This is a genomic window from Mesorhizobium sp. M8A.F.Ca.ET.161.01.1.1 (genome assembly GCF_004792105.1).
Classification (GTDB): domain Bacteria; phylum Pseudomonadota; class Alphaproteobacteria; order Rhizobiales; family Rhizobiaceae; genus Mesorhizobium.
Genome location: NZ_SRTD01000009.1, coordinates 152,926 through 179,753, shown reverse-complemented (window position 1 = coordinate 179,753; position 26,828 = coordinate 152,926). Strand labels below are relative to the sequence as shown.

Annotated in this window: 27 protein-coding genes; 11 read left to right on the top strand and 16 right to left on the bottom strand. The window is 64.9% G+C overall.

The features are described 5' to 3' along the window. Positions 1-6: 6 nt before the first annotated feature. From EN804_RS21995 to EN804_RS21985, 3 genes are all read right to left on the bottom strand, one after another. Entirely contained in the window at positions 7-999 is a 993-nt protein-coding gene (locus EN804_RS21995) for a Tim44 domain-containing protein (RefSeq protein WP_135865051.1), read from the bottom strand. 71 nt (positions 1,000-1,070) lie between these two features. Then, on the bottom strand, positions 1,071-1,370 hold the full coding sequence (locus EN804_RS21990) for a zf-TFIIB domain-containing protein (RefSeq protein ID WP_167531354.1): 300 nt from the start codon (positions 1,368-1,370) through the stop codon (positions 1,071-1,073). 187 nt (positions 1,371-1,557) lie between these two features. Next, a complete protein-coding gene (locus EN804_RS21985; protein WP_135921362.1) occupies positions 1,558-2,547 on the bottom strand; it encodes a zinc-dependent alcohol dehydrogenase family protein in 990 nt (329 codons plus the stop codon). A gap of 102 nt (positions 2,548-2,649) precedes the next feature. Between EN804_RS21985 and EN804_RS21980 the strand changes: the two genes are divergently transcribed. Both EN804_RS21980 and EN804_RS21975 read left to right on the top strand, forming a co-directional pair. Further along, entirely contained in the window at positions 2,650-3,552 is a 903-nt protein-coding gene (locus EN804_RS21980) for a LysR family transcriptional regulator (RefSeq protein ID WP_135921361.1), read from the top strand. 94 nt (positions 3,553-3,646) lie between these two features. Continuing rightward, entirely contained in the window at positions 3,647-5,293 is a 1,647-nt protein-coding gene (locus tag EN804_RS21975; protein WP_135921360.1) for an acetolactate synthase large subunit, read from the top strand. A gap of 36 nt (positions 5,294-5,329) precedes the next feature. On the opposite strand, the gene EN804_RS21970 is transcribed toward EN804_RS21975, so the two are convergent. The 8 genes from EN804_RS21970 to EN804_RS21935 all read right to left on the bottom strand — a co-directional run bounded on the left by EN804_RS21970 (position 5,330) and on the right by EN804_RS21935 (position 14,356). Next, positions 5,330-6,499: a substrate-binding protein gene (locus EN804_RS21970; RefSeq protein WP_135921359.1), complete on the bottom strand. Its 1,170-nt coding sequence runs from the start codon at positions 6,497-6,499 to the stop codon at positions 5,330-5,332. 42 nt (positions 6,500-6,541) lie between these two features. Next, a complete protein-coding gene (locus EN804_RS21965; protein ID WP_135921358.1) occupies positions 6,542-7,243 on the bottom strand; it encodes an ABC transporter ATP-binding protein in 702 nt (233 codons plus the stop codon). A gap of 2 nt (positions 7,244-7,245) precedes the next feature. Then, complete coding sequence (locus EN804_RS21960; RefSeq protein WP_135921357.1) at positions 7,246-7,950, bottom strand: ATP-binding cassette domain-containing protein; 705 nt, start codon at positions 7,948-7,950, stop codon at positions 7,246-7,248. Next, the gene (locus EN804_RS21955; protein WP_135921356.1) at positions 7,947-8,933 is read right to left on the bottom strand and encodes a branched-chain amino acid ABC transporter permease; all 987 of its coding nucleotides are present in this window, start codon (positions 8,931-8,933) and stop codon (positions 7,947-7,949) included. Before EN804_RS21955 ends, EN804_RS21960 begins: the two co-directional genes overlap by 4 nt. Beyond that, positions 8,930-9,787 (bottom strand): urea ABC transporter permease subunit UrtB, encoded by an 858-nt coding sequence (gene urtB, locus EN804_RS21950; protein WP_135921355.1) that lies wholly within the window; start codon positions 9,785-9,787, stop codon positions 8,930-8,932. Before urtB ends, EN804_RS21955 begins: the two co-directional genes overlap by 4 nt. Before the next feature lie 4 nt (positions 9,788-9,791). Further along, positions 9,792-10,913 (bottom strand): class II histone deacetylase, encoded by a 1,122-nt coding sequence (locus EN804_RS21945; RefSeq protein ID WP_135921354.1) that lies wholly within the window; start codon positions 10,911-10,913, stop codon positions 9,792-9,794. Between the two features lie 84 nt (positions 10,914-10,997). Continuing rightward, positions 10,998-13,712, bottom strand: a complete 2,715-nt coding sequence (locus EN804_RS21940) for a LuxR C-terminal-related transcriptional regulator (protein WP_135921353.1) — start codon at positions 13,710-13,712, stop codon at positions 10,998-11,000. Further along, complete coding sequence (locus EN804_RS21935; RefSeq protein ID WP_135865074.1) at positions 13,709-14,356, bottom strand: GNAT family N-acetyltransferase; 648 nt, start codon at positions 14,354-14,356, stop codon at positions 13,709-13,711. Before EN804_RS21935 ends, EN804_RS21940 begins: the two co-directional genes overlap by 4 nt. Positions 14,357-14,533: 177 nt before the next feature. Between EN804_RS21935 and EN804_RS21930 the strand changes: the two genes are divergently transcribed. Genes EN804_RS21930 through EN804_RS21915 form a run of 4 tightly spaced genes read left to right on the top strand, consistent with a single transcriptional unit; the run spans position 14,534 to position 18,874 of the window. Further along, the gene (locus EN804_RS21930; protein ID WP_167531353.1) at positions 14,534-15,835 is read left to right on the top strand and encodes an ArgE/DapE family deacylase; all 1,302 of its coding nucleotides are present in this window, start codon (positions 14,534-14,536) and stop codon (positions 15,833-15,835) included. Beyond that, entirely contained in the window at positions 15,832-16,890 is a 1,059-nt protein-coding gene (locus tag EN804_RS21925) for a phosphotransferase (RefSeq protein ID WP_127277725.1), read from the top strand. Before EN804_RS21930 ends, EN804_RS21925 begins: the two co-directional genes overlap by 4 nt. Next, on the top strand, positions 16,891-18,204 hold the full coding sequence (locus tag EN804_RS21920) for an aspartate aminotransferase family protein (RefSeq protein ID WP_189524116.1): 1,314 nt from the start codon (positions 16,891-16,893) through the stop codon (positions 18,202-18,204). A gap of 13 nt (positions 18,205-18,217) precedes the next feature. Further along, positions 18,218-18,874 carry a GntR family transcriptional regulator gene (locus EN804_RS21915; protein ID WP_135916119.1) on the top strand — a complete coding sequence of 219 codons (657 nt, stop codon included), beginning with the start codon at positions 18,218-18,220 and terminating at the stop codon, positions 18,872-18,874. A 22-nt stretch (positions 18,875-18,896) separates the two neighbouring features. Here EN804_RS21915 and EN804_RS21910 read toward each other — a convergent pair whose 3' ends face one another. Genes EN804_RS21910 through EN804_RS21890 form a run of 5 tightly spaced genes read right to left on the bottom strand, consistent with a single transcriptional unit; the run spans position 18,897 to position 23,626 of the window. Further along, positions 18,897-20,201 carry an FAD-dependent oxidoreductase gene (locus EN804_RS21910; protein WP_135921352.1) on the bottom strand — a complete coding sequence of 435 codons (1,305 nt, stop codon included), beginning with the start codon at positions 20,199-20,201 and terminating at the stop codon, positions 18,897-18,899. Then, the gene (locus EN804_RS21905) at positions 20,198-21,181 is read right to left on the bottom strand and encodes a branched-chain amino acid ABC transporter permease (protein ID WP_189524546.1); all 984 of its coding nucleotides are present in this window, start codon (positions 21,179-21,181) and stop codon (positions 20,198-20,200) included. Before EN804_RS21905 ends, EN804_RS21910 begins: the two co-directional genes overlap by 4 nt. Next, positions 21,178-22,086 (bottom strand): branched-chain amino acid ABC transporter permease, encoded by a 909-nt coding sequence (locus EN804_RS21900; RefSeq protein WP_127280491.1) that lies wholly within the window; start codon positions 22,084-22,086, stop codon positions 21,178-21,180. The genes EN804_RS21905 and EN804_RS21900 overlap by 4 nt, the downstream gene beginning before the upstream one ends. Continuing rightward, positions 22,083-22,829 (bottom strand): ABC transporter ATP-binding protein, encoded by a 747-nt coding sequence (locus tag EN804_RS21895; RefSeq protein ID WP_135921351.1) that lies wholly within the window; start codon positions 22,827-22,829, stop codon positions 22,083-22,085. Before EN804_RS21895 ends, EN804_RS21900 begins: the two co-directional genes overlap by 4 nt. Continuing rightward, a complete protein-coding gene (locus tag EN804_RS21890; RefSeq protein ID WP_135881689.1) occupies positions 22,826-23,626 on the bottom strand; it encodes an ABC transporter ATP-binding protein in 801 nt (266 codons plus the stop codon). Before EN804_RS21890 ends, EN804_RS21895 begins: the two co-directional genes overlap by 4 nt. A gap of 126 nt (positions 23,627-23,752) precedes the next feature. On the opposite strand from EN804_RS21890, the gene EN804_RS21885 reads away from it, so the two are divergent. From EN804_RS21885 to EN804_RS21865, 5 genes are read left to right on the top strand one after another with little or no spacing between them, the layout of a single operon-like run. After that, entirely contained in the window at positions 23,753-24,487 is a 735-nt protein-coding gene (locus EN804_RS21885; protein WP_135881688.1) for a GntR family transcriptional regulator, read from the top strand. Next, the gene (locus tag EN804_RS21880; RefSeq protein ID WP_135881687.1) at positions 24,484-24,966 is read left to right on the top strand and encodes a DUF3830 family protein; all 483 of its coding nucleotides are present in this window, start codon (positions 24,484-24,486) and stop codon (positions 24,964-24,966) included. The genes EN804_RS21885 and EN804_RS21880 overlap by 4 nt, the downstream gene beginning before the upstream one ends. Continuing rightward, the gene (locus EN804_RS21875) at positions 24,967-25,326 is read left to right on the top strand and encodes a TIGR04076 family protein (protein ID WP_127280858.1); all 360 of its coding nucleotides are present in this window, start codon (positions 24,967-24,969) and stop codon (positions 25,324-25,326) included. Further along, complete coding sequence (locus EN804_RS21870) at positions 25,323-26,378, top strand: aldo/keto reductase (protein ID WP_135881686.1); 1,056 nt, start codon at positions 25,323-25,325, stop codon at positions 26,376-26,378. The genes EN804_RS21875 and EN804_RS21870 overlap by 4 nt, the downstream gene beginning before the upstream one ends. A 4-nt stretch (positions 26,379-26,382) precedes the next feature. After that, positions 26,383-26,805, top strand: coding sequence for a DUF4440 domain-containing protein (locus EN804_RS21865; protein WP_135881685.1), 423 nt, complete (start codon positions 26,383-26,385; stop codon positions 26,803-26,805). Positions 26,806-26,828: the final 23 nt, after the last annotated feature.

The following is a 26,828-nucleotide window of genomic DNA, read 5'->3' as shown; positions in this document are numbered from 1 at the left end:
CCGGACTCAAGCCTCTTGTATTGCCGAGAGCTTCCAGGTCGAGCCATTCTGGCGCGTGAACGTCCACAACTCTGTCGCCTCTGTCGGATGATCCTCGTCACCGTCGACGACCTTGCCGCTCGCCCGCTCGCGCGTCACGTCGCGAGACTCGTAGCGCAATGCGGCCGTGGCGTAGTCGCGGTCATCCTCGCGCCAGCTTTCCGCGATGTCGGCCTGCAGCAGGGTGACATCGGACACTTCGTTTCTGAGACCTTTCTGGGCATTGTCGGCCAGTTCTTCCGACAGATAGGACACCATCTCGGGCGTCACCGACCGGCGCAATGCGGCATGGTCTTCGCGGCCGAATGCTTCCTGGACCTCGGTCAACAACTGCTGGAAGGCGTCGAGGTCCGTCTGGGCCAGCGTGATCTCCTCGGATCCGGTGGCCTCATGGCCTCCGCCCGAACCGCCGCCAAAGCCGGGAATCGTGAAGGAACCCCCGGTTCCGGTCTCCTTCTGTGCCGTTGCGCGGTTCTCGAACCGCGAAGCCTGGGCATTGCCCATGCCGGCGAGCGCGGGCGCGGGACCACGCGCGGATTGCGACCGGAAGAACCGGATGGCCAGCATGATGGCGCCACCGATGAGCAGGGCCTGGAGCAGGAATCCGAACATGCCGGCGAGGCCGCCGAAGCCCTGGCCCACGAGCAGTCCGATCAGGCCGCCGAGCAGCAGGCCGCGCATCATCGTTCCGCCGAAGCCGCTCATGAAGCCGGGCCTCTGCGGGCCGGCCTGCGGCTGCCGGGCAGCATTGTTGACCCCGGTGTTGGGTGTCATCGAACGCTCGACCGGCGCGGTCGGCGCCGGCGCGGTCCTGGTCGGCGGTGCCGACTGGAAGGTGCGCGTGCCCCGACTGCCGAAGCTGCCGCCGCGACGCGCCTCGGCATGATCGATCGCGACCATGGAGAAGGCGAGGAACAATCCAGCGAAGAGGGCGGCAAATCGGCTTGTGCGGGAAGTCATCGTGATGACCTTTATCGATGTGGTTTCGGAAATTTCAGCAAGACGTCGGCTGGGTGGCGGGCGTCATGCGGTCAATCGAACAACTCTTCGAAGAACGACTTCTTCCGCTTCGGATAGCGTTGGCCATGCGAGCGGGAATAGTCGTCATCGCGGTCCCGGCCATGGTGCGGCTGGGAGAATGCTGCCGGCTGTGGTTGCGGCGCGGGCGGCGCATCCCTGCCGGAGCGCTCGATGATCTTGTCGAGTTCGCCACGATCGAGCCAGACGCCGCGGCACTGCGGACAATAGTCGATCTCGATCCCCTGGCGTTCGCTCATTACGAGCGCGACGCGGCAGGAGGGGCAAACCATACCAAGCAGAGATGATGTCATCAGGGGCTCCGAACCAATGAAGGAATGAGCCCGCTCGACCGAAAAGAATGGAAAGGGGCCCGTTATAGCGGTCCGACATCACGGTCGCCGAAAAGCGACAGTCAGAGGGGCCCGGCCCGCATTCGGGATTTAGGAATGCGGGGCGGCGCCTTCAAGGGGTAATATTGCCGGTGAGAATGATTGCTGCTCAAACCGTCATGACGATCTTGCCGAACTGCTCGTTCGATTCGAGATAGCAATGCGCCTCGACGATCTGGTCGAAGGGAAACGTTCTGTCGATGATCGGCCTCAGCGTGCCGTCCTCAAGCCCTTGGAGGATGAACGCCTTGGCACCCTCCAACTTCTCCGGATTTCCGGTGATCTCGTGGACGAGATAACCGTGCAACGTCAGTGTCTTTCCTAGCACCGCAGGCAACGGGAACGGCGTCGGCTCGCGGCTGAGGCCACCGTATTCGATCAAAATGCCGCCCGACGACATGGACGCGGTCAACGGCTCGAAGATCGGCCCGGCGATCGGATCGAACACGACGCGTACGCCTTGCGGCCCGGCGATCTGGCCCAGTCTTTCCGCCAGTTCCTCTTCCTCGAGCACCACCACATACGCTGCGCCGGCGTCGAGAAGTGCTTGCCTCTTCGCTGACGTCCGCGTCACCGCGATCGCTGTCGCACCAACCCTGTTGGCAATCTGGATCGCGGCGAGCCCGACGCTGCTGGAGGCGGCGGTGATGACGACGAAGTCTTGTCGACACAGCCCAGCGATATCGATCAACGCACCATAGGCGGTGAGGTACGGCATCCAGATCGCCGCCGCCGTCCCCCAGTCGAGGGACGGCGGGTGTTTGACGATAAGCCCGGCGGGAAAGGTGACAAGCTCGCCATAAGCCGGCCAGCGAACCATCGATTGCGGCGGGATGACACTGACGGCATCGCCGGGGCTCAGCCCGGTCACGCCTTCGCCAATTGTCTCGATGACGCCTGCCGCTTCCAGCCCAAGCCCGGAGGGCAGCACGGGTGTCTCGATATAGCTGCCCGCGCGCAGCAGCGCCTCGGCGCGGTTGAGGCCGAGTGCCTTGACGCGGATTTGAACCTCATCCTGGCCCGGCGGGGGAAGATCGACCTCCTCGATGCGCAGGACCTCGGGACCACCATGCTGGTGGAAGCGGACGATACGGGTCATTTTGCTCACTCCAAATTATCTGAACCGAATGAGCTATGAGGCGAAGCCCGTTGGCGATAAATGGCTGTTTATATTGTGCAGTAGAAACCAGGAGTTTCGAAAATGGATAGGCTTGAAAGCATGGCCGTGTTTGTGAGGGCCGTTGATCTCGGTTCGTTCGCGGCGGCGGCTACCGTGCTCGATCTATCCGGACCGATGGTCGGCAAGCATGTCCGGTTTCTTGAGGACAGGCTTGGCGTGCGTCTCATCAACCGGACCACGCGCCGCCAGAGCCTGACCGATTTCGGCCGCGCCTATTATGAGCGGTGCCGGCTGGTGCTGGCCGAGGCCGAAGCCGCCGATGCGCTTGCTGCTGATCAGCTCTCGGAACCGCGGGGAAAATTGCGCGTCACCATGCCGGCGCATTTCGGTCGCCACTGCGTGACCCCTCTATTGCTGCAATTGGCGCGGCGGTATCCGATGCTGGAGCTCGACCTGTCGCTGAGCGACCGCTTCGCCGATCTCGCCGAGGATGGCTACGACCTCGCCATTCGGACCGGTGAACTGGACGACAAGGCAGGCGTGATTGCGCGCCGCGTTGCACGCCAGGACATGGTCGTCTGTGCCGCGCCTTCCTATCTGGAAATTCATGGCGAACCACGGCGGATCGAGGACCTCGCCGGTCATCAGGCGATTGTCTACCGCCGGCTGGGCATGATCGCTCAGCCCTGGCTGTTTCCGCGCGAGGGACAAGCCGCGCTCGAGGTCATGCCAAACGGCCGGCTGCGGCTCGACGATCTCGATGCCATCGCCGATGCCGCCGTCGGCGGCATGGGCCTCGCGTGGCTGCCTCGTTGGCTGGTTCGCGAACGTATCCAGGCCGACGCGCTGGTCGAGCTGCTGCCGGACCAGCCACGCTATCCCTATGACTGTCATGCGCTCTGGCTGCAGACGCCGCATCTGCCGCTCAAGGTCCGGCTGGCCGTCGACGCATTGGCGGCCGGCTTGCCGAAAATGATGGCGTGATCGCCAGCAGGCGACTAGCCCTCTTTGAGGTGTCGCGTTCCGGTGCCATATGAAGGTGGCTGGCGGAATGCGCGCATCGCAGGAGAGACGGTTGATGACCAAGGGTTCGGATCTGTTCGTGGCGGCCCTCGAGAACGAAGGGGTCGATCGGATTTTCGGCATCCCGGGCGAAGAGAATCTCGACATCGTCGAGTCTATCCGCCGCTCGTCGATCCAGCTGATCCTGACCCGCCACGAGCAGGCGGCCGCTTTCATGGCCGCCACCTATGGCAGGCTCACCGGCAAGCCGGGTGTGTGCATCACCACCCTTGGTCCCGGCGCGCTCAATCTGACGACAGGGGCTGCCTATGCGCTGCTCGGCGCGATGCCGATGATCATGCTCACCGGCCAGAAGGGTATCCTGTCGTCGCGGCAGGCGCGCTTCCAGATCGTCGACATCGTCGCGGCGATGAAGCCGCTGACCAAGCTGTCGCGCCAGATCGTCTCGCCCAGGATGATCCCTTCGCTGGTGCGCGAAGCCTTCCGCGTCGCGCAGGAGGAGCGCCCCGGCCCCGTGCATCTGGAGCTGCCGGAAGACATCGCGGCGGCGCAATGCGAGCCGGTCGCGCTGGTGCCGACGCACCCGGTCGACCTGCCCATAGCCAGCGCGGACGCGCTCGATCGCGCCGCCCGCATGATCATCGAGGCCAAGCGTCCGCTGCTGATGTTCGGCGCGGCGGCGTCGCGCCCGCGCGTCACCCCTGACATCGCCCAATTCGTGCTGCGCACGCAGATCCCCTACTTCACCACTCAGATGGGCAAGGGCACCGTGCCCGGCGGCACCGAACTCTACATGGGAACGGCGGCACTCTCGGAACGCGACTATGTGCACGAAGCCATCGAGCAGGCCGATCTGATCATCACCATCGGCCACGACACGGTCGAGAAACCGCCCTTCATCATGGGCGCCAACGGACCGAAGGTCATCCATGTCGGCTACCACTCAGCCGACGTCGAGCAGGTCTATTTTCCGCAGGCCGAGATCGTCGGCGACCTCGGTCCGTCGCTGGCGCTGCTGGCGGACCGCGTCGAAGGCAAGATCCACAACGCGCAAGCTCTGCTGCCGCTGCGCGAAGGCATTCTGAGCCGCATCGCCGCGCGCGCCACCGAAGACCGCTTCACGCCACAGCGCATCGTGCACGACGTGCGCGCCGTGATGCCGGCCGAGGGGATCCTCGCGCTCGACAACGGCATGTACAAGATCTGGTTCGCGCGCAACTACCGCACGCGCATGGCAAACACGCTGCTGCTCGACAATGCGCTCGCCACCATGGGCGCTGGCCTGCCGTCGGCGATGATGGCGGCTTTGCTCTATCCCCAGCGCCGTGTCATGGCCATTTGCGGCGACGGCGGCTTCATGATGAACAGCCAGGAATTGGAGACCGCCGTCAGGCTCAAGCTCAACCTCGTCGTCCTGCTGCTCGAAGACCATGCTTATGGCATGATCCGCTGGAAGCAGGCGGTCGACGAGTTCCCGGATTTCGGCATGACCTTCGGCAATCCCGACTTCGTCAAATACGCCGAGGCCTATGGCGCCAAGGGGACCAGGGTTGGCGCGATAGCCGACCTGCAACCGACGCTGGAACAGGCCTTCACCGGTGGTGGGGTCCACCTCGTCGTCGTGCCGATCGACTATTCCGAAAACACCAGGGTGCTTGTCGACGAATTGCGCGAGCGCCTGCCGGCGCCAAAGGCGAGCTGACGGCAGCGGCACCACCGCCGTCAGACCGGTTGTGGCCTACACCTTGCAGTAAGGCGTTACCGGGGCGATGGTGCCGAAATCCTTGGCGATCTCGTAGCCGATGCCGTCCGCCGCCGCCTTGCCGACATAGGAATGGCAAAGCGTGTGGTTGTTCGAGGCATCGACGCGGATCTTGCCTTGCGGTGCGTCGAACTCGATCGTCGGCAGCGCCTTCAGCACATCGTCGTCCTTCAGCGAGCTCGCTTTCTCGGCGGCCAGAGCATAGAGATGCAGGCCGTTGTAGCCGGCTTCGCCGATGCCGTTGACCATCTTCTCCTGGCCGAACTTTTCGCGGAAGCTCGCGATGAACTTCTTGTTGACCGGATTGTCGAGCGCCATCCAGTAGGGCTGCGGCGCGTAGGTGCCGGCGGCGACACCGGGCGGCAGCGCGTCCTTGTTGAAGACCTCGTCGAGCGGCGCGATCAGCGGCTGCTTGATGTCGAAGCTGCGGTACTGCTTGAGCTGGGTGACGGCGTCGTTGCCGACCACCATCGACCAGACGACATCGGGCTTCAGAGACTTGATCTTCTGGAACGCCGGGCCGAAATCGGTGGTACCGAACGGATAGTAGTCGGCGCCGATGATCTTGCCGCCGGCCTTTTCGTAAGCCAAGGTGATCGCCTCGGTCATCTTCTGCGGCCAGGCATAGTCGGAGGCCATGATGTAGATCGTCTTGCCGAGGTTGTCGGCCACCCATGGCATCATCGGGTCGACCTGCTGCATCGGGATCGGGCCGGTGGCGACGAAGTAGCGGTTGCATTCGCCACCTTCGAAATTGGTCGGGTAGAAGAACAGCTTCTTGGCTTTCGCGGTCACCGACAGCGTGGCGCTGCGCTCGGGCGAGATGATCGTGCCCATGATCACGTCGACCTTGTCTTCGTTGAGAAGCTTGCGCGCCTTGTCGATCGACCCCTTCGTCGTGGTCTGGTTGTCTTCGATGAAGAGCTCGACCTGGCGGCCGCCGATGCCGTTGGCGGCGTTGAGCTCTGCGGCGGCGAGCTTGTAGCAATTGAGCAGCGTCTCGCCGAGGATCGCCTGCAGCCCGGTGATCGGGATCGACAGTCCGACCTTGACCGTATCGGCGGCACGCAGGATCGACGGCGCGCCGACGATGGCGAAGGCGGCCGCGGCGCCGCCGGATTTCAGGATAGTTCTTCTGCTTATCATTGTTGTGTTCCCTTCCAATCCCAGGCGCGCCCCATGCACGCCTTACAAAGCCAGGAGATCCTTCAGCAGGGTCTCGTCGGCGAATGCTTCCGGCGTGCCCTCGTGCACGATCCTGCCCTTCTCCATCACCAGGCAGCGGTCCGCCGCCTTGAGAACGAGATCGAGATTCTGCTCGACCAGAACGATCGCGATGCCGCGCTCGCGCGCGATGCGCGGCACAAGCTCGGCGATCGACTGCACGATGTTGGGCTGAATGCCTTCCGAGGGCTCGTCGAGCAGCAGCACCGACGGCAGGCCGCACAGCGCCCGCCCGATCGCCAGCATCTGCTGCTGACCGCCCGAGAGCGTGCCGGCGATTTGCGCCTCGCGTTCGCGCAGGATCGGAAAGTAGCCGAAAATGTCGGCCGGAATGCCGCCGTCGCCGCGGTCCCTGGCGGCGCGGGTGCCGACCTCCAGGTTCTGCCGCACGGTGAGCTGGTTGAAGATGCCACGCCCCTGCGGCACATGCGCGATGCCCGCCCGCGCCCGGCGGAAGGCCGGCGCGTTGGTCAGATCCTGGTCGCCGAGAACCACCGCGCCGCCGCTCGCCTTCAAGGCGCCGGCGATGACGCGCAGCAGCGTCGTCTTGCCGGCGCCGTTGCGGCCAAGCAGGCCGACGACTTCGCCCGGTGCCACGCTCATATCGATGCCGTTCAGCACCGGAAGCAGGCCGTAGCCGGCGGAGACGGCAAGTGTCCGCAGCATCGTCAGCGCCTCCCCAGATAGACGTCGCGGACCATCTCGTCGGCCTCGATGTCGTGGAAAGGACCGCTGCGCAGCCGGCGGCCCTGATGCAGCACCAGCGTCTCGCAGTTCAGCGCCCGCACGAAGCGGATGTCGTGCTCGACGGCGACGATAGAAAACTCACCCTTCAGGCGCAGCAGCATTTCGGCTGTGGCAAGCGTCTCCAGCGGCGTCATGCCGGCGGTCGGCTCGTCGAGCAGCAGCAGCCGTGGCTCGATCGCCAGCGCCATGCCGATTTCCAGCCATTGTTTCTGGCCATGCGCCAGTTCGCCGGCCAATGTAGCCGCCCGATTGGTCAGCGCGACCAGCTCCATCAATTCACCGATTGGCCGGGCCGGCGATGGGGCGCCCCACCGTGCGACCTTGAGATTGTCCTCAACCGAGAGGCTGGGGAAGACCGACGGGATCTGGAATTTTCGGGCGATGCCGAGCCGGGCGATGCGGTGCAGCGGCAGGCCGCCAATGTCGTGGCCGAGGAAACGGACGTTGCCGCTGGTCGGGCGAAGCGTGCCGGTCAAAACGTTGAGGAAGGTGCTCTTGCCGGCGCCGTTCGGCCCGATGATGCAACAGAGTTCCTTGTCGCGCACCGTCAGGTTCAACCCTTCCAGCGCTTGCAACCCGCCAAAGCGGATGCCGACATTTTCGGCCTGGAGCAGGACGTCGCTCATCGCGCGTGCCTCCGGCCTTTGAACAGGCTCTTCAGCCGCGCGTAGATCGACAGGATGCCGTCCGGCAGCACAAAGACGATGATGACGAAGACGCAGCCGAGCAGCAGCGGCCACAGGCTCGGATTGAAGCTGCTGATGGTCTGCTGCGCGCGCTGGATGGCGATGGCGCCCAGGACCGGGCCAAGCAGCGTGCCGCGCCCGCCGACCGCCACCCAGACGATGACTTCCGTCGACAGCAGCAGCCCGGAGAGATCTGGCGCCACAAGCCCCGCCATGCAGACATAGAGCGCGCCGGCAAGGCCGGCGATCGCCGCGGACAGGACGAAAGTGACAAGCAGCCGCAAGGGTGCATTGTGACCAAGTGCCGCCGCCCGGACCTCATTGTCCTGGATTGCGGTCAGCACGGTGCCCCAGCGGCCACGGCTGATCGACCACAGCACCAGCACGGCCACAGCGACGATGGCCGCGACGAAGATATAGCTCGGCAGGTCCTGGCTGAGTTCGACATGCATCCCGCCAAGATCGAATGCGATCGGCGGGATGCCGATCAGGCCGCTGTCGCCGCCGGTGACCGAGCTCCAGGAGATCGCGGCCTGCTGACAGATGACACCCATGGCGAGCGTGACGATGGTGAAATAGCTGCCGCGGATGCCGCCGAAGAACAGGAAGTAGCCGATGATGGCCGCGACGAAGGCCGCACCCGTGACCGCGCCTATGATGCCGAGCACGCTGCCGACAGGAATGGCGTCGTTGAGCGTGACCAGCGCCATGATGTAGCCGCCAATGCCGAAGAAGGCGGCGTGGCCGAAGCACAATATGCCGGTACGGCCCCAGAAGAAATCGAGGCTCGCCGCGAACAGCCCGAAGATCAGCGCATCGCGGATCACCGTCAACTGATAGCCGTCGGCGATGAAGGGATAGAGAACCGCGAGCGCCACGCAGACGGCGAAGATCAGCAGCCAGTTGCGGTCGCGGGCGATCATCGCGACGCTCCGTTGAACAGGCCGTTTGGCCGCAGCCGCACGGCAACGATGGCCGCGAGCAGCACGATCGCCTGCGCCAGCGATGGCGAGATCTGGTAGTTGAGGATGCTGGTCAGCCCGCCGACGAAGACGCTGCCGGCGACGAGGCCGCCGATCGAGCCGACACCGCCGACGATGACGACGAAGAAGGCGTTGGCGAGATAGTTCACCCCCATCTGCGGCAATACGATCGCCAGCGGCGCGACCAGCCCGCCGGCCAGGCCCGCGATTGCCGCACCGAAGGTGAAGGCGATGGCGTAGGTGCGGCGCGTGTTGATGCCAACGCCCTCGGCCATTTCCCGGTTCTGGATGACGGTGCGGATGTCGAGCCCGAAGGATGTGCGGCTGATCAGCAGGACCACGCCGAGCAAAGTCAGCATGGCGATGCCGATCAGGATCAGCCGGTAGGCCGGATAGACAGTGAAGAACAGGTCCAACGTACCCTCGATCGGCGGCGTCACCGGCTTGGCGCCAAGCCCGAATGTCAGCTCCAGCCCTTGCTGCAGGATCAGGCTGACACCCCAGGTGGCGAGCACGGTCGAGACCGGCCGCGAGTAAAGGTGGCGGATGATGGCGAATTCCAGGATGCAGCCGACCACCGCGCCGGCTATCGGGGCAGCAAGCAGCCCCAGCCAGAAGGAGCCGCCGATACTCTGGACGAAATAGACCGCGAAGGCGCCGACCGTGACGAACTCGCCATGGGCCAGATTGGTCACGTTCATCAGGCCGAAGCTGATCGCCAGCCCGAGCCCGACCAGCATCAGGATGCTGATCAGCGTCAGCGCGTTGAGCAGCGTGGTGACGACAAAGTCCATCGCGTCAGGCTGCGCTGGCGAGGCGTTGGCGCAGGCCCGCGAGCAGGCCCTCGGCGGCGTCGATCACCTGAGCCTGGTGTGGTTGCAACTCCTGGCCGGCCCATTCGTCGATATGGTCCGACAGGGGATCGACCACTTCGGTGCGATGGTTGGCCAAGGTTTCGATGACGGCGTGGCCACAGAACGGCACGTAGCCTTCGGAGTAGCCGCCTTCATGCGTCATCATCAGGCGCCCGTTCGAGACCTCGGCGGCCAGGGCCACCATGCGCGCGGCAAGGCGCCGGAAACATTCGCTGTTGAGCATCATGCGGCCGAGCGGGTCGAAGCCCGACGCATCGAAGCCGGAGGCGACGATGACAAGGTCCGGCTTATAGGCGCGCAGCGCAGGGGCGACGACGCGGTCGAAGCTCGCTTCATAGGCGCCGGTGCCGCTGCCGGCCGGCAGCGGGATGTTGATATTGTAACCTTCGCCTTCGCCCTTGCCGTTGTCGGCCAGCGCGCCGCGCCCGGTCGGATAGAGATTGTCCTGGTGCAGGGAAATCGTCAGCACAGACGGGTCGGAATAAAACACTGTCTCGGTGCCGTTACCATGATGCACGTCCCAGTCGACCACCGCGGCGCGGCCGAGCAGCCCTTCATGCTGCAGCCGGCGCACCGACACGCCGATGTTGGAGAACAGGCAGTTGCCCATGGCCTGATCGGGTTCGGCATGGTGCCCTGGGGGACGCGCCAGCGCATAGGAATTGTCGACGCGGCCGGTCAGCACCGCGCGCATCGCCGCATAGGTGGTACCGGCGGACAGCAGGGCAATATCGAAGCTGTTGAGGCCGATCGGCGCTTGCGGCCCGGCGAAACCGGAACCGCGCTCGCTGAGCATGCGGATATCGTCGATATGGCGCTGGGTGTGCACGCGCAGCAGGTCCTCGACCGTCACGGGCTCGGCGATGATCGGCACCAGATGGCGCGACAGGCCACTCACCTGGATAAGGTTGTTCAGCCGGCGCTTCGAGCCAGGCGATTCCAGATGCCGGCCAGGCTCCACGAAACGGCCGGGCGGCATCATGTCGGCGCTGGAGCCGGTATCATGCCACATCAGCTGTTCGTGAAAGACGTAGCCTGTCGCCATCCGCGGCATCCTCCGAAAACCAGATGACGCTAGCAGGCTAACAATCGCCTGGCCCGACCCTAAAGAGGGGGCCATGTCTGCAATCTATGCCCCTCCTTTCGGAGGGGTGCGGACGTTTGTGGCGGCCTGCGCGGCGCGCACGGCCTGGACGCGGTTGGATACCGAGAGCTTGCCGAAAATGTTCTTCAAATGCCACTTCACCGTCGTTTCGCTCACCGACAGCGCAACGGCGATATCGCGGTTGGACATGCCTTCCGACAAGCAGTGCAGCAGCTCGGACTCGCGCTGGGTGAGCTGTTCCTTCTCGGCAACCGGGATGGCCGGCTTGCGCGTCGCCACCGGCGGTGTCTGCGCGGCATCGATGATGCGCGTTGCATAGGCCGACAATGCCGGGTCGGTCTTTGCCTGTGCCGCGCGCAGCCGCATCAATGCCTCGACGACAAGCCTGCCCTCGTCGACGAAGGAGCGGATGAAGCCGGAGGGCTGGGCAAGGCGCAGTGCTTCGAGCAGATGCCGGTCGACCTCGCGCTGGTCATGGCCGGCGCTCTTGGCGCGCAGGATCTGCGCCAGTATGTGACGGCGCATGCGCCCGCTGCCTTTCGTTCGCTCCAGCAGCGCGTCGAAAATCGCGGCCGCCCCTGCGTAGGATTTCTCCGCCGTCAGCAGCCGGCCTTCGGCGAAGAACTCGAATTCGTTGGCGACCGTTGGGACGGTCTCGGCGCTTTCGCCGCGATGCTGGCTCAGCAATGCGCGTGCCTCGGCGACGCGGTTCTGATCGATCAGCAGCCGGATGCGATCATGCACCAGCACCGAAGCGAGGCGGCGGTAGACGGAGCCGCGCACGCGCTGATAGACGCGCTCCAGCATGTCCAGGGCCGCGTCGCCCCGGCCGGTCAGCTGCAGCACGCGGGCATAGGTCGGCACGCTGGCCAGGGGATAGACAATGACCGCGGCACCCTCGATCAGCGGGCCGAGATTCTCGACCAGCGCCAGTGCTTCACCGGACGCGTTGGTCTCGTAGGCGAGTTCGGCAAGCAGCGTACCGGCGAGCGCCTCGGCATAGGAGTTCGCGCCGATCCGCGTCCTGGCTTCGATGATCGCGTTGCGCAGCAGCCGTTCGGCGGCCGGCAGCCGGCCGGCCGATCGCTCGATGACGGCCATGTAGCAATTGGCGATGGTGACGCCGAGCAGGCTGCCGCTTCGCTCATGCGCCTTGCGCGCCGCGTCCACCGCCGCGCGCGCGCCTTCGAGGTCGCCCAACGCATAGAGATTATAGCCGATGACGTTGGCGGTCGCGCCTTCCATGAACCAGGCATCGGGCGCGATGATGCGCAGCGCGGCCAGCGCGGTGTCGCGTGCGTCCTCGAACTGTTCCAGCGTGCTGTGGACCGCAGCGGCAAGGACCTCGAGTTCTGCCTCGATCGTGGTGCCGGTCAGCGTGCCCGGATCATTGCTATCAGTCGGCCCGGTCTCGACCAGCTTGCGCGCATTGGCGAGCGTCTGCTGGGCAATCTCGGGCTGGCTCGAGTGCACCGCAAGCCACAGCACGACAAGCTGCAGCCGGATGCGCTGGTCGATCAGTTTCCTCGGCAGCAGCGCCAGCAACTGGCGCACGTAGAGAAGCTGGCACTGGGCGATGAGTTCGAGCGCGCTGTTTTCGACGAACACGGCCGCGCGGGCTTGGTCGCCGGCCGCGAGCGCATGGCCGATGGCCTCGGTCAGCATCTTGCGTTCGGCGAACCATTCCGAAGCCGCCAGGTGCAGCGGGGCGATCATCTCCGGTTCGCGCCGTTCCATCTCGCGGCTGAGAAAGTCATGGAACAGATGATGATAGCGGAACCAGCGGCGCTCCTCGTCGAGCGGTACCAGGAACAGGTTGCGGGTCTCGATCTCGGTGATAGCAGCCTCGGCGTCCGCCGCGCGTATCACCGCCCGGCAGGCCTCGGCGCTGAAACGCTCGAAGATCGAGGAGTAGAGCAGGAACTTCGCCAGCGCCGGCGGCAGCTCCAGGAACACTTCCCCCATCAGGAAGTCGGCGACGTTGCGGTTGGCGCCGGTGAAATTGCCGATGACGGTTTCGGGCGCATGGGCGGCGCTGAGCGACAGTGAGGCGAGCTGCAAGCCCGCGGCCCAGCCTTCGGTGCGCGAGCACAAGGTTTCCACCGTGCCGCTGCCGATCGAGAGGCCAAGCTTGTCGTTGAAGAAGGCTTCGGCTTCGGACGAGGCGAAACGCAGATCGTCCGGGCCGATTTCGAAGACATCGCCGAGCACCCTGAGCTTGCCGAGCTGCAGGTCGGGCAGGTTGCGCGAACCGATGACGAAGGCGACGTTGGCGGGGGCCTGCCGTGTCAGGCGCTCCATGAACCGCTTTACCGCCGGTGCTTCGACAGCGTGATAGTCGTCGAAGAACAGAGTGATGTCGGCATGGCGTGCCGCAAGACCCGCCACAAGGGCCGCCAGCACCACGTCAAGCTGCGGGATCGGGCTCGACTGGAAGGCGAGGTCGAGCTCGGCCGGGTTCTGCACGAGATGGCGCAGCGCCCCAACCAGATGCGACAGGAAGGCGCCTTCGTCATTGTCCGTCGCTTCGCAGGACAGCCATGCCGTCAGCCGGCCGTGGCGCGAGACCTCGGCTGCCCATTGCGCCATCGTCGTCGATTTGCCGAAGCCGGCGGGCGCGGCGAACAGCACGATGCGCGTGTCGACATGCCGCTCCAACCTCGACAGGATGCGCTCGCGCCGTACCCACCTTCGGTGGTGGGGCGATGCCTGGCCCGCGGGTTGCGAAGACGGTCTCATCTGGCGCCGGGCACCCATTCCGTTTCGATCAGCGGAATTTGCGGCGCGCAATCGCGCGGCAGGGTTCCCTTGATCCGCGGATCGTCGGTGATCTCGAAGCCGGCCGCGAAGGGTTCAAACCCGCAAGCCCGGTAGAAGCCAATGACGCTGTGATGATCGATGCTGCTGGTGTGCAGCCAGATACGCTCCGGCTTTAGGCGCCATGCCTGATCGAGCGCGCCCGCCATCAGTCGCTTGCCAAGGCCTCGGCCGGTCAAGGAAGGGAAGAGACCGAAATAGGTGATCTCGATCTCGTTCACGTCGGCGACAGTGAATTCGGCCATGCCGACATGGCTGCCGCTTTCATCGTGGCCGTAATAGAGATGCTGGCGCGGGTCGGCGAAATGCGCCGCGATGTCGGCGTCCGACATTTCGGCGGCGCGATCCCAGAGCCAGGGAGCGCCGATCTCGAGAAAGACCGAACGGTAGAAGGCGGGCTCGGGGTTGGTGACGCGGGTCATCGCCAGCGGATGCGCGAGACCCTGCACCGGCGCGCGCGCTTCCATCCATGTCACGGCATTGACGATCTTGCCGGCCGGGATACGCCGGTAGCCGGACGCGAGATCGGTGATTTCATCCGGCAATGTGCCTTCGGTGACTTGCATCTGTCCTCGATCTTCCGTCGCGCAGCCTACCGGCATGTCAAGAAGCTGATGCCAATTCTGCGGCCGCCTGCCAAGAGGCTGCAGGGGTGGGCCATAATTTTGGCCGGCCTGTCTTCTTGCCTTTTCCAGAGATGGCATATGAGATATGATACACCATTCACAGGAAAGCGGAATATCATGCCTGAGCGAATTGCGGATGAGGCCATTTTGCGGGCGGTCGACGATGGTTTCGACCGTCAGCTCGCCTTTATGGCCGATCTCGTGCGCTTTCCCTCCCAACGCGGCGAGGAGCATGCCGCGCAATCCTTCATGGCGGCGGCTTATGAAGCCGATGGCTATGCGGTCGATATGTGGCGTGTCGATGTCGACGCGATCCGCGACCTGCCCGGATTTTCTCCCGTTGCGGTTTCCTATGACGACGCATTCAACGTCGTCGCCACTCACACGCCGAAAAACGCCACCGGCCGCTCGCTGATCCTCAACGGGCATATCGATGTCGTGCCGACGGGACCGCTCGATCGCTGGGTCCGCGACCCCTACGATCCGGTGATCGAGGATGGCTGGATGCATGGCCGTGGCGCCGGCGACATGAAGGCCGGCCTGTCGGCCTGCCTCTATGCGCTGGCCGCCTTGCGTGGCCTCGGCTACCAGCCGGCCGCGAAAGTGTTTCTGCAGTCGGTGGTCGAGGAGGAGTGCACCGGCAATGGCGCGCTCGCTTGCCTGCAGCGTGGCTACCGCGCCGACGCGGCCTTCATTCCCGAACCGCTGGAGCCAAGGCTGATGCGGGCGCAGGTCGGCCCGATCTGGTTCAGGGTCGAAGTCGATGGCGACCCGCAGCACGCGTCGGGCGCCTTCTCGGCCGGCGCCAATGCCATCGAAAAGGCCTTCCTCATCATCCAGGCGCTGAAGCAGCTCGAAATCGTCTGGAATGCGAGGAAGGTCGACGACAGGCATTTCTGCGATCACCCGCACCCGATCCGCTTCAATCTCGGCAAGATCGAAGGCGGCGAGTGGACGTCGAGCGTTCCGGCGCGTTGCGTCTTCGAGATGCGTGTCGCGACCTATCCCGGCCAGAAGCTCGAGGACGCCAGGGCCGAGTTGGAAGCTTGCATCGCGAATGCGGCGCGCGCTGATCCGTTCCTCGCCAATCGTCCGCCAAGGATGACCTATAACGGCTTCATGGCCGAGGGTTACGTACTTGAGGGGGCCGACGAGATGGAAGCCGTGCTGCGGCGCAGCCACACCGCCGTGTGGGGTGAGCCGCTGACGGAACACGTCACCTCGGCCACCACCGATGCGCGCTTCTTCGGCCTTTATGCCGACACGCCCGCAATCGTCTACGGCCCGATCTGCCGCATGCCGCATGGCTATGACGAGGCCGTCGATCTCGACTCCGTGCGCAAGGTCACGCAGACCATTGCGCTCTTCATCGCCGACTGGTGCGGTCTTGAACCCATAAATGCCGAGGTCAGGCCATGAACGCGGCCGTATCGGATGCCTTCGGCGAGACGCTTGCGGAGGATGCGCCTGATGTCTCGATCGCCGAGGCGCTTGCCCTGTTGCGCCGGCACTATGGGCTCACCGGCAGCGCGCGCCCGCTGCCGGGCGAACGCGACCATAATTTCCATATCCAGACCGAAGGCGAGGGCGAGTTCGTCCTGAAGGTCTCGCATCCGGCTGAAGAGGCCGGCTTCACCGATTTCCAGAACAAGGCGCTCGACCACATTCTGACGGTCGACCCTTCCTTGCCAGTTCCTTCCGTGCGCAAGAGCGTCGAAGGCGAAGCACAGTTCATGGTAGGCGTCGGCGGATCGCCGCCGCGCATCGTCCGGCTGGTCAGCTATCTGCCCGGCCAGCTGCTTTCGCGCTCGCCCACGTCAGCGGCGCAGGACCGCAATCTTGGCATCTTCCTCGCCCGGCTTGGCCGGGCACTGCGCGGCTTCTTCCATCCGGCCGCCGGCAGCGACCTTTTGTGGGACATTCGCAAGGTCGCCAAGACGCGGCCCATGCTGGCGCACATCGCCGATGCCGGCCATCGCGCCATGGTCGAGCGCGTCATCGACGCCTTCGAGGAACATGCGGCGCCGGTGATCCCCGGCCTGCGCGCCCAGATCGTCCACAACGACATGAACTCCTACAATGTGGTGATGGATGCCGCGCGGCCGGAAGTGGTGAGCGGCATCCTCGATTTCGGCGACATGATCCATTCGCCGCTGATCTGCGACCTCGCCATCGGTGCCGTCTACCGCTGGCCGGCTGAAGGTCACCCTCTGGCGCCCGCGGCCCGCTTCGTCGCCGGCTATCAGTCGGTGCAGCCGCTCGAAATCGAAGAGCTTGGCATCCTCTTCCACCTCATTCGTGCACGGCTTGCGCTCATCGCCAACATTGCCAGCTGGCAGGCCGGGCGGTTTCCGGCCAAACGCGACTATGTGCTTCGCCTCATCACCGAGGTCTGGACCTCGCTCGAACGGCTGGACGGTCTATCGCCCGCTGACGCCCGCCGCTATTTTCTCGACCATTCCAAGCCGGAGTAGATGCCCGTGTCCCAGTCCTCGCCCGCAAGTGCCTCCGCCGACACCGGAGTTTCCGCACGAGAGCACGCGCTGCTCGAACGCCGCGCCAGATTGCTCGGGCCGACCTATCGCGCCTTCTACCGCAACCCGATCCATCTGGTGCGTGGCAGCGGTGTCTGGCTCTACGATGCCCAGGGCCGAAAATACCTCGACGCCTATAACAACGTCGCCTCGGTCGGACACTGCCATCCGCGCGTCGTCGAGGCATTGTCGGGACAGGCCGCCACGCTCAACACGCACACGCGCTACCTCAGCGAGATCATCCTCGATTACGCCGAAAAGCTGCTTGGCACGCTGCCGCCCCATCTCGGCCATGCCATGTTTACCTGCACCGGCAGCGAGGCCAACGATCTCGCCATCCGCATCGCCCAGCACTCCAGCGGCAACACCGGTGTGATCATCACCGAATTCGCCTATCACGGCGCCACCATCGCCACCGCGCAGTTGTCGCCGGCGGCGGTCGGGGCCAAGGGCGTGCCCGCGCAACACCGGACCGTGGCGGCGCCGGACACCTTCCGTGACGGCGGCCGCGCCGCGCATGATTTCGCCAAAAATGTCGCCGCCGCCATCGAGGATATGCGCGCGCGAAACATCCGTCCGGCGGCGCTGCTTCTCGATTCCGCCTTTTCCAGCGACGGCATCTTCTTCCCTGATGCTGCAGTCATGCGCGAGGCGGCCGATCACGTCAGGAAGGCGGGCGGCATCGTCATTGCCGACGAGGTCCAGTCCGGTTTCGGCCGGCTTGGCCGGGGCATGTGGGGCTTCGCCAATTATGGCCTCGAACCTGACATCGTCACCATGGGCAAGCCGATCGGCGACGGACATCCGATGGGCGCGGTGATCGTGCGGCCGCAGCTTGTGAGCTCGTTCGGTTCGAACACCGGCTACTTCAATACCTTCGGCGGCAATCCGGTCGCGGCCGCTGTCGGCATCGCCGTGCTCGACGTGATCGAGGGCGAGGGGCTGATCGAGAACGCGCGCACGGTCGGCACCTATACCGGAGAATTGCTGGACGCCTTGAAAGGCCGCCACGGCATGGTCGCCGATGTCAGGCACAACGGTCTCTATTTCGGGGTCGAGTTGACGGCGGAGGATGAGGCCACTGCCGCCGCCAAGACCTCATCCGCCGTTGAAGCCATGCGCGAGGATGGCGTGCTGATCTCGTCCTGCGGTCCGCGCGGCAATGTCCTGAAGATCAGGCCGCCACTGCCCTTTGCCAGGGACAATGCCGAGCAGCTGGCCGAGACGCTCGATCGCGCGCTGTCGGCATGGTGAGCTGAGCGGGCGCATGCTGAAGCTCGAGCATCAAACCCTCAACGACCGCGCCTATGGCGCGCTCAAGCAGGAATTGATTTCAGGCGGTTTCAGCCCGGGCCAGACACTGGTCATCCGCAAGCTCGCGGAAACCTTTGGCATTTCGACCACCCCGATCCGCGAGGCGTTGCAAAGGCTGGTCGCCGAGCGGCTTCTGGAACTGCAGAACAACCGCTCGATCATCGTGCCCTTGCTGTCGGAGCCCGCCTTCGCGGAGCTGACGCGCATCCGCATCGCCGTCGAGGGATTGGCGGGCGAGATGGCCGCCACGCGCATGAGTGAGAGCGCGCTGGCCGACATACAGGTCGCGCTCGCCGGCATGCAACGCGCCATCGAGGCGCAGGACGCCAGGACCTATCTTTCCCTGAACGAGGCCTTCCATTTTGCTATTTATGAGCACGCCGGCGCGCCGATCCTCCTGAACATGATCCGCGATCTCTGGGGGCGCGTCGGACCTTATCTGAAGCTCCTGATGCGGGCCGATCGCTACATTCCGCAGTCCAATGACGCACATCACAGGATTGTCGCCGCGCTCGAACAGCGCAACGGTCCGGCCGTTCGTGTATCCCTTGAACAGGACATCGCCGTGGCGGCCGCGGTTCTCTCCGAAAATCTTCGCACGACAAACTGATCGGACGGCAGGCCCGGTCGGCCTATGCTGTTTCGTCCATCCGGTCGCGCAGCATGCTCCAGCCGAGCAACATGTTGGGTGCGTGTCGCAGCAGGGCGTGAAACGGAATCGGCGCCGGTGGCGCGAAAGGCAGTGGCAACTCGCGGGCGTCGGTTCCAGCGGCCCAGTCGGCCAGTACCTTGCCCATCGCCGTCGTCATGGCGATGCCGCGTCCATTGCAGGCGCGGCCGGCGATCAGGCCCGGGCCGAGGTCCAGGAGGTGCGGCAGGAAATCCGGCTCGACGGCGGCCATTCCCGACCAGCCATAGACAAGCGGGGGCAGGTCGGGCAGGTCGAGACGGGCGGCGAGCCGGCGCCAGATTGTTTGCGGTACGCGTCTGTCGGCACCGGCGCTTAGAATATGCATGCCGCCGCTGATCAGCCGGTTATCGGCATCGAAGCGGAAGGTGAAGAGATTGCGCCTGGTGTCGCCGACGCCTTGCCCCCCGGGAAGCAGACGCGTGCGGATTTCGAGCGGTAGCGGCGCCGTGGCGATCTGGAAAACCTTCAGCGGAAAATAAGTCCGCTGCAGCGACGGATCGAGCGACCCGCCATAGGCGTTGGTGGCGATCAGCACCCTGGCGGCGCGCACCGAGCCCGATGGCGTTTTCAGCGCCCAGCCGTCGGCCACGCGATCAATCGACGTGACACGTGCCTGTTCGAAAATCCGCGCGCCGGCCTTTTCCGCCGCATCGGCCAATCCGCGTGCATAGGCGACCGGATTGAGTACGCCGCCGGAACGGTCCATCCAGCCGCCGAGATAGCCGCGCGCGCCGGTCAGCGTTGCGACATCCTGCCGATCCAGGGTGACGACAGGCCGTCCACGCTGCGCCCATTGTCCCGCGCGTGATTTGACCTTCTCCAGGGCCGCCGGCGAGTGCGCCGGCTGGATCCATCCGTTCTGCACCGCGTCGCAATCGATGCCGTGCTGCCGGATCAGGCCGAAGACGAGGTCGGCGCTGTCGGCGGCAAAATCGATGAGGCGTTCGCCGCGTTCCGGGCCGAGATGGGCAAGGATGCCGTCCGGGTCCATCTTGGCGAAGTTCGGCACGACGAAACCGGCATTCCGGCCGGTCGCGCCCCAGGCGATAATTTCGGCTTCGAGAACGGCGACGGAAAGTCCTTTTCCGGCGGCATGCAGTGCGGTTGAAAGCCCGGAAAAACCGCCGCCGACAATGGCGAGGTCGACATCGAGGTCGCCATTCAGCGCAGGTCGCTGGCGACGATCGTGGCTGACGGCGTGCCAGAGCGAAGCGCCATGCGCCTCCTGCCTGACCATGGCATTCATGAGTTGGAACTGCTTTTGGCCGTGGCCAGTTTCGCCCGCTTGCCGAAGCGTGCCCGCCGCGGCCTGTCGCCGAACAGGCCGTTTGGCCTGATCAGAAGGATGACGCAGAGCATGACGCCGATGGCAACGATTTGCAGCGAGGCGGCGCGCGCCTGCTGCTCGGGCGGGAAGAACACGCTGGTCGCCGTGCCCGATCCGGCCCATATTCCCCAGACCAGCACACTGCCGACGACGGCGCCGAGATTGCTGCCGGAGCCGCCGACGATCAGCATGACCCAGACCTGGAAGGTCAGGATCGGCAGGTAATTGTCGGGTGCGATGAAGCCGGTGAAATGCGCCTGCAATGCGCCGGCCAGCGCCATGATGGCGCCGCCGACGGCAAAGGCCTGGACGCGGTAGAAACGCGCGCTCTTGCCGAGCGAGATCGCCGCACGCTCGTCCTCCCGCAGCGCCTTCAGCACGCGGCCCCAGGGACTGCGCGACAGATGCTCCAAGGCGAGATAGGCGATCAGCGTCACCACCGAGACGACGGCAAGGTTGGACAGGTTGAACAGCAGTGGCGTCTCCGCCAGGCCGCCGAAGGGGCGCGGGATGAAACCGATGCCGAATGGGCCACCCGTCAGCTTCTGCGCGTTGAGCGCGACCAGTTGCACGACCACGGCGACACCGAATGTGGTGATCGCCAGATAGTCGGATCGCAGACGCAATGTGGCCATGCCGGTAAGTGCCGCGGCGATACCGCCAACCACCATGGCGCCTGCCCAGCCGACAAGGATCGGCAGGCCGAAACCGCCCAGCCTCGCGGCGTCGTCCGGTGTCGTCAGCAGCGCCGATGTGTAGGCGCCGATGGCAACGAAGCCGGCGAGCCCGACATTGAACAGGCCAGTCAGCCCCCACTGCAGATTGAGCCCCAGCGTGACCAGCGAGAAGATCAGCGCCGTGGTCAGGAAGAAGGCGCCGTAGCCGACGAGATCGATCATCTTTCCCGAACTCCGAAAAGGCCGATCGGCCGCACGAACAGCACCGCCATCAGTATGATGAAGGAGACGGCGGCGCGCCATTCGGCACCGATCAATTGCACGGCGCCGGCTTCGGCGAGCCCGATGATCAGGCCGCCGAGCACCGCGCCCGGGATGCTGCCGATGCCGCCGAGGATGGCGGCGGCGAACATCGGTAGCAGCATGTCGAAGCCCATGAAGGGGCGGATCTGCACCAGAATGCCGATCATCACGCCGGCAACGCAGGCAAGCGCGCCGCCGACGATCCAGGTGACGCGCACCACCTTGGCGACGTCGATGCCGACGATCCGGGCCAGCGCCGCGTTCTGGCTCAGCGCCTGCATGGAACGCCCGGTCTGCGTACGTGTCATCAACAGATGCACGCCGAGCACGAGCACGGCGGTCAGCGCCAGCAAGGCGATCTGGTCGGGCGTGATGCGGATGCCGAAGCCGACCGGCATGGCGATCTGGATGGCTCGGCTGAAATAGGTTGGCCGTGAGGTGAAGGTGAACTCCAACAGGCTCCGCAGCGCCATCGAGGCGCCGAAGCTCGCCATCACGACGATGATCGCCTGGCCTTGCGAGCGCAGCCGCGAGAACAACACCTTGTCGAGCAGCAGCGCCAGCAGTGCGGTGAACGCCATGCCGACGACCAGGGCAACAAGGAGCGGCCAGCCGAAGGACAGCGGCCCGATCGGCGCCACCTTGCCGAATGTCGCGCCGATGGCGCTGACCACGGCCAGCGTCGCATAGGTGCCCCAGGCCATGAAGTCGCCATGGGCGAAGTTGGAGAAACGCAGGATCGAATAGGTGAGCGTCACGCCGATGGCACCGAGGCCGATCATCGAGCCGGTCAGCAATCCGTCGACGATGAACTGCAGGCTCATGCAGCGCCTCCCTGCTGGCGCTGGGGACGCTGGCCGAGATAGAGTTCGGCGACGACCGGGTCGTTCCACAATTCCGAGGCGACGCCCTCATGCCGGTCCTTGCCTTCGACCAGAACATAGGCGCGGTCGCCGATGGCAAGCGCTGCCTTGGCGTTCTGCTCGACCAAAAGGATGGTGACTCCGGACTTGCGGATGCCGGCCAGCATCTCGAACACCGCCGAGACGAACTTTGGCGACAGGCCAGCCGACGGTTCGTCCAGCACCAGCACCTTGGGGTGGACGATCAGCGCACGTGCAACCGCGAGCATCTGCCGCTGTCCTCCGGACAGATTGCCGGCGGCCGTGCGGCGCTGGCGGACAAGGTCGGGGAAGGCGGCATACATCTCCTTGAGGCGGGCCGGGATGTCGCGCCGCTCGAGGATGCCGCAGGCAACCCTGAGATTGTCCTCGACCGACATCAGCGGAAAGATATTCTCGGTCTGCGGCACGAAGGCGAGGCCAAGCCGCACCATGGTGTGGGCCGGTGCCGTGGTGATATCCTGGCCGTCCAGGAACACTGAACCGCCGGTGATCGGCACGAGGCCTGCGATCGCCTTGATGAAGCTCGACTTGCCGGCGCCGTTGGGACCGAGGACGACGACGATTTCACCTTTTCTGACCGTGATCGAGGCGCCGCGCACGATCGGCACGCCGGGTTCGTAACCGGCTTCGAGATTGTGGACATCGAGGACGGTCTCGCTCATGCGGCGCCCCCGAGATAGGCCTCGATGACGCGCGGGTCGCGGGCGACTTCTTCCGCCGTGCCTTCGCTGAGCAACTGGCCGCTCGCCATCACAAGGACGCGGTGGCAGAGCCGCGTCACCATGTCGATGTTGTGCTCGATGAGCAGGAAGGTGATGCCGCGCGCATTGATGTCGCGGATGCGGTCGATGATGACTTCGAGCAGCGTCGCGTTGACGCCGGCCGCCGGTTCGTCGAGCAGGATGATCGCCGGATCGGCCATCATCACCCGGGCAAGTTCGAGCAGCTTGCGCTGGCCGCCGGAAAGCACGCGCGCCGGCTCATGCGCGAGGTGGGTGAGGGTGACCAGTTCCAGCAGTTCGAGCGCCTTTGCCCGGGCGGCTCTTTCCTGCGCCGCCACCCGCCACGGCGTGACGAAGTTGGCGAGCAGCCTTTCGCCCGCCTGGCCCTGTGCCGCCAGCATGATGTTCTCGATCAGCGTCAGATTGGGGAGCGGGCGCGGGATCTGGAAGGTGCGGCCGAGACCTCGGCCGATGCGCAGGTGAGCGGCTTCGCCGGAGACGCGCACGCCATTGAGCAAGATGTTGCCACTGGTGGGCAGGATACTGCCGGCCAGCAAGTCGAACATGGTCGTCTTGCCGGCGCCATTGGGTCCGATCAGGCCAAGGATTTCGCCCGCTTTGACGTCGAACGAGACATCGTTGACGGCGACAAGGCCGCCGAACCGCCTGACGACCTGGCTCGCCGTCAGAACCGGCACACGGGTCTCCCGCGCTTGGCGTTCCGCTACCTCGCTCATCGAACCCTCTGGCCGAAGACGATCGTTGCCGCCTCCTGATTATGATTTGTGATCACACTTGCTTTGATCACGCTATTCGGCTTTAATTTCATCCGCAAGCCGAAAACCCGCCGAGAACGGAATTCCATGCAAAAGGCTGCTGTCGGAAAGAACAACGAGGCGATCGCGGCCCAGCTCGCGCCGGTCGGCCGTGAGACTGTGCAGGATCGCGTCTATTCCGAACTCCGGCGCGCGCTGATCGGCGGCCTGTTCGAGCCAAGCCAGGTGCTGACCATCCGCGGTCTGGCCGATGCGCTGGTCACCTCGACCATGCCGGTGCGCGAGGCGCTCGGCCGACTGATCACGGAAAAGGCGCTGGAGGCGCTGCCCAACCGCTCGGTGCGCGTGCCGCCGATCACGCTGGAACGTCTCGACGATCTTTTGCGTGCCCGCGTCCTGATCGAGGGCGAGGCGATCGCACTTGCCGCGGCGCGCATGGGGCCGCGCCAGATCGCCGCCATCGAAACCATTCTCGGTGAATGGGACGAGATGCGGGCGCCGAAACACAAGAAGGATGTCGACCGAGAAGTGACGCTCAACCAGAGTTTTCACTTCGAGATCTACCGATCCTGCGGCTCGGCCGTGCTCATCCCGATGATCGAGAGCCTGTGGCTGCAATCAGGTCCTTGCATCCGCGTCGCCATCTACGCCTTCTCGGAGGCCGGCGAGGTCGACACCGCCCAGTATCACCGCCGTATCGTCGAGGCGCTGACCACGCAGGACGCGCCGGCGGCGCGCGAGGCGCTGGCCGCCGACATCAGCCGGCCCTTCACCTTCCTGCGGAACAAGCTGCAATCCGCCGCCGCGAAAGGCCAGACATGACCTCCATCAGGATCAGCGAGCCTCGTTCGAAGCTTTCCGTCACCGCGCTCCTGTTGCCCGGGAAAGCGCCGGAAAACGCCGCCTTTCTCACGGCGTATCTGGCCACGCCACGCGTCGTCCCCGGCATCCACGCGATGTGGACGGGACCGGAGATTTCCTGTCCGGTTCCCGCCGCCGATCTTGAAGGCCAAACCTATGCCAAGCCCTTGCCGGCGGAGAACGCGACGCTGACGCCGCAGCCGGGCGACATCGTGCTGTCCTACGTGCCGCCACGCATATGGGGCGGCAATCCCAATGCCATCTTCGACATCGGCCTGTTCTACGGGCAGGGTGCTCGGCTTCTGTTCCCGATCGGCTGGCTGGCCGGCAGCGTGGTGGCGCAGGTGCTTGCCGAGGAGCGCGATCAATTCGCCGCCGCGTGTGGGGTGATCCGGCGTAACGGCGCCTGCGAAATCACCTTTAGCCTGGTGGAGGGTTGAATGGCTGAACGCGACGACAGTTTCGAGCTCTTCGATCTTCGCGTCGAGGCGGTCATCCCCGAGGGCAAACCGATCTACTGCGGCGCCAAGGCCGGCGATTATTTCGAGCTCAAGGGCGAGATGCTGTCGATGCCAGCGGGGCAGGGTTTTTCGATCTATTCGCTCGCCGCGGTGCTGCCGCTGCTGGCGGCGAAACAGCGCCCGACCCACCGGAACGACTGGATGACCTCGGACGCCGAGATCGCTTGTCCCGATCCCAATTGCGCCAGCCGGTTGCGGATCGTCAGGCTGGCCAAGCGGCGGTTCAGCCATGCCGAAACCACGGCCGTACCGCTGCCGAAGGAGAATGACCGGACATGACCGCCAAGGCCTTCGAGCTCAGCCCCGGCTATACCGTCTCACGTGTCATACGAGGCGGCTGGCAACTGGCCGGCGGCCATGGCGCCATTGATCGGAGCCAAGCGGTGACCGACCTGATCGCCACCTTCGATGCCGGGATTTGGACCTATGACTGCGCCGATATTTACACAGGCGTCGAGGAACTGATCGGCGCCGCGCGGTTGCGGCTGGCCAATGAACGCGGCCTCGATGCGGCGGCCAAAATGAAGGTGCACACCAAGCTAGTGCCTGATCTGGAACGGCTGGCCAACATCAGCCGCGATTATATCAGGGGCATCGTCGACCAGTCGCTGCGGCGGCTGAAGACCGAGCGGCTCGATCTCGTCCAGTTCCACTGGTGGGATTATGCGATGGCCGGCTACGTCGAGGCGATGGGCTGGCTCGAGGAGCTTCGGCGCGAGGGCAAGGTGCGCAATCTCGGCACCACCAATTTCGACACGCCACGGCTCGCCGAAATCCTGGCCGCCGGCATTCCGCTGGTCAGCCAGCAGCTGCAATATTCGGTGCTCGACCAGCGTCCGGCGAACAGCCTCGCGGCACTTGCCGAGAAAAACGATGTCAGTTTCCTGTGCTACGGATCTGTAGCCGGCGGCTTCCTTAGCGACAGATGGCTTGGCGTGGCCGAACCTGTCACGCCGCTCGAAAACCGCTCGCTGGTCAAGTACAAGCTGATCATCGATGATTTCGGCGGCTGGGACCTGTTCCAGCAACTGCTCCAGGTGCTTAAGACCGTCGGCGACCGCCACGGCGTCGACATCGCCACGATAGCCAGCGCCTGGGTGCTGGAGCGGCCGCAAGTGGCCGCCGTCATCGTCGGCGCCCGCAACCAGGCGCACGCGCTGGCCAATGCGGAGATCATGAATGTCGCACTCGACGCCGATGACCGGGCACGGATTGCCGCCGCCATCGCGCGGGGCACCGGCCTTGAGGGGGACGTCTACACGCTGGAGCGTGACCGCCACGGCCGCCACGGCTCGATCATGCATTACAATCTGAACGCGGGCCGGGTGTGAAACCATGGACGACAGGCTGTTTTCGCAGGCTAGCGCCGAGATCACCGACCTGCACCGCTTTTTCGTCGACTGGTTCGTCGCCGCGCGGGCCGACAAAGTGGATTTCGGCCGCTTCGAAGCAGTCATGGGCGAAGGCTTGACCATGATCGCACCAGGCGGCCAGATCCTCGACCGCGATGCCGTGATCAACCATGTGCGCTCCAGCCGCGCCACTTGCGACGACGGCTTCGCCATTTCGATCGAAGACATCAAGCCCGGATGGCAGGATGGCGATACGATCGTCGTCCTCTACGTCGAGGCGCAGTCGCGTGGCGGCAGGCATAGCCGCCGCCAGTCTAGTGCCGTTTTCACCACCAGTTCATCGGCGCCCAATGGCGTCCAATGGCGGCATCTGCATGAAACCTGGCTGCAGGTGCCGGAACACTGAGACTTTCCAGACGTCAAATCAGT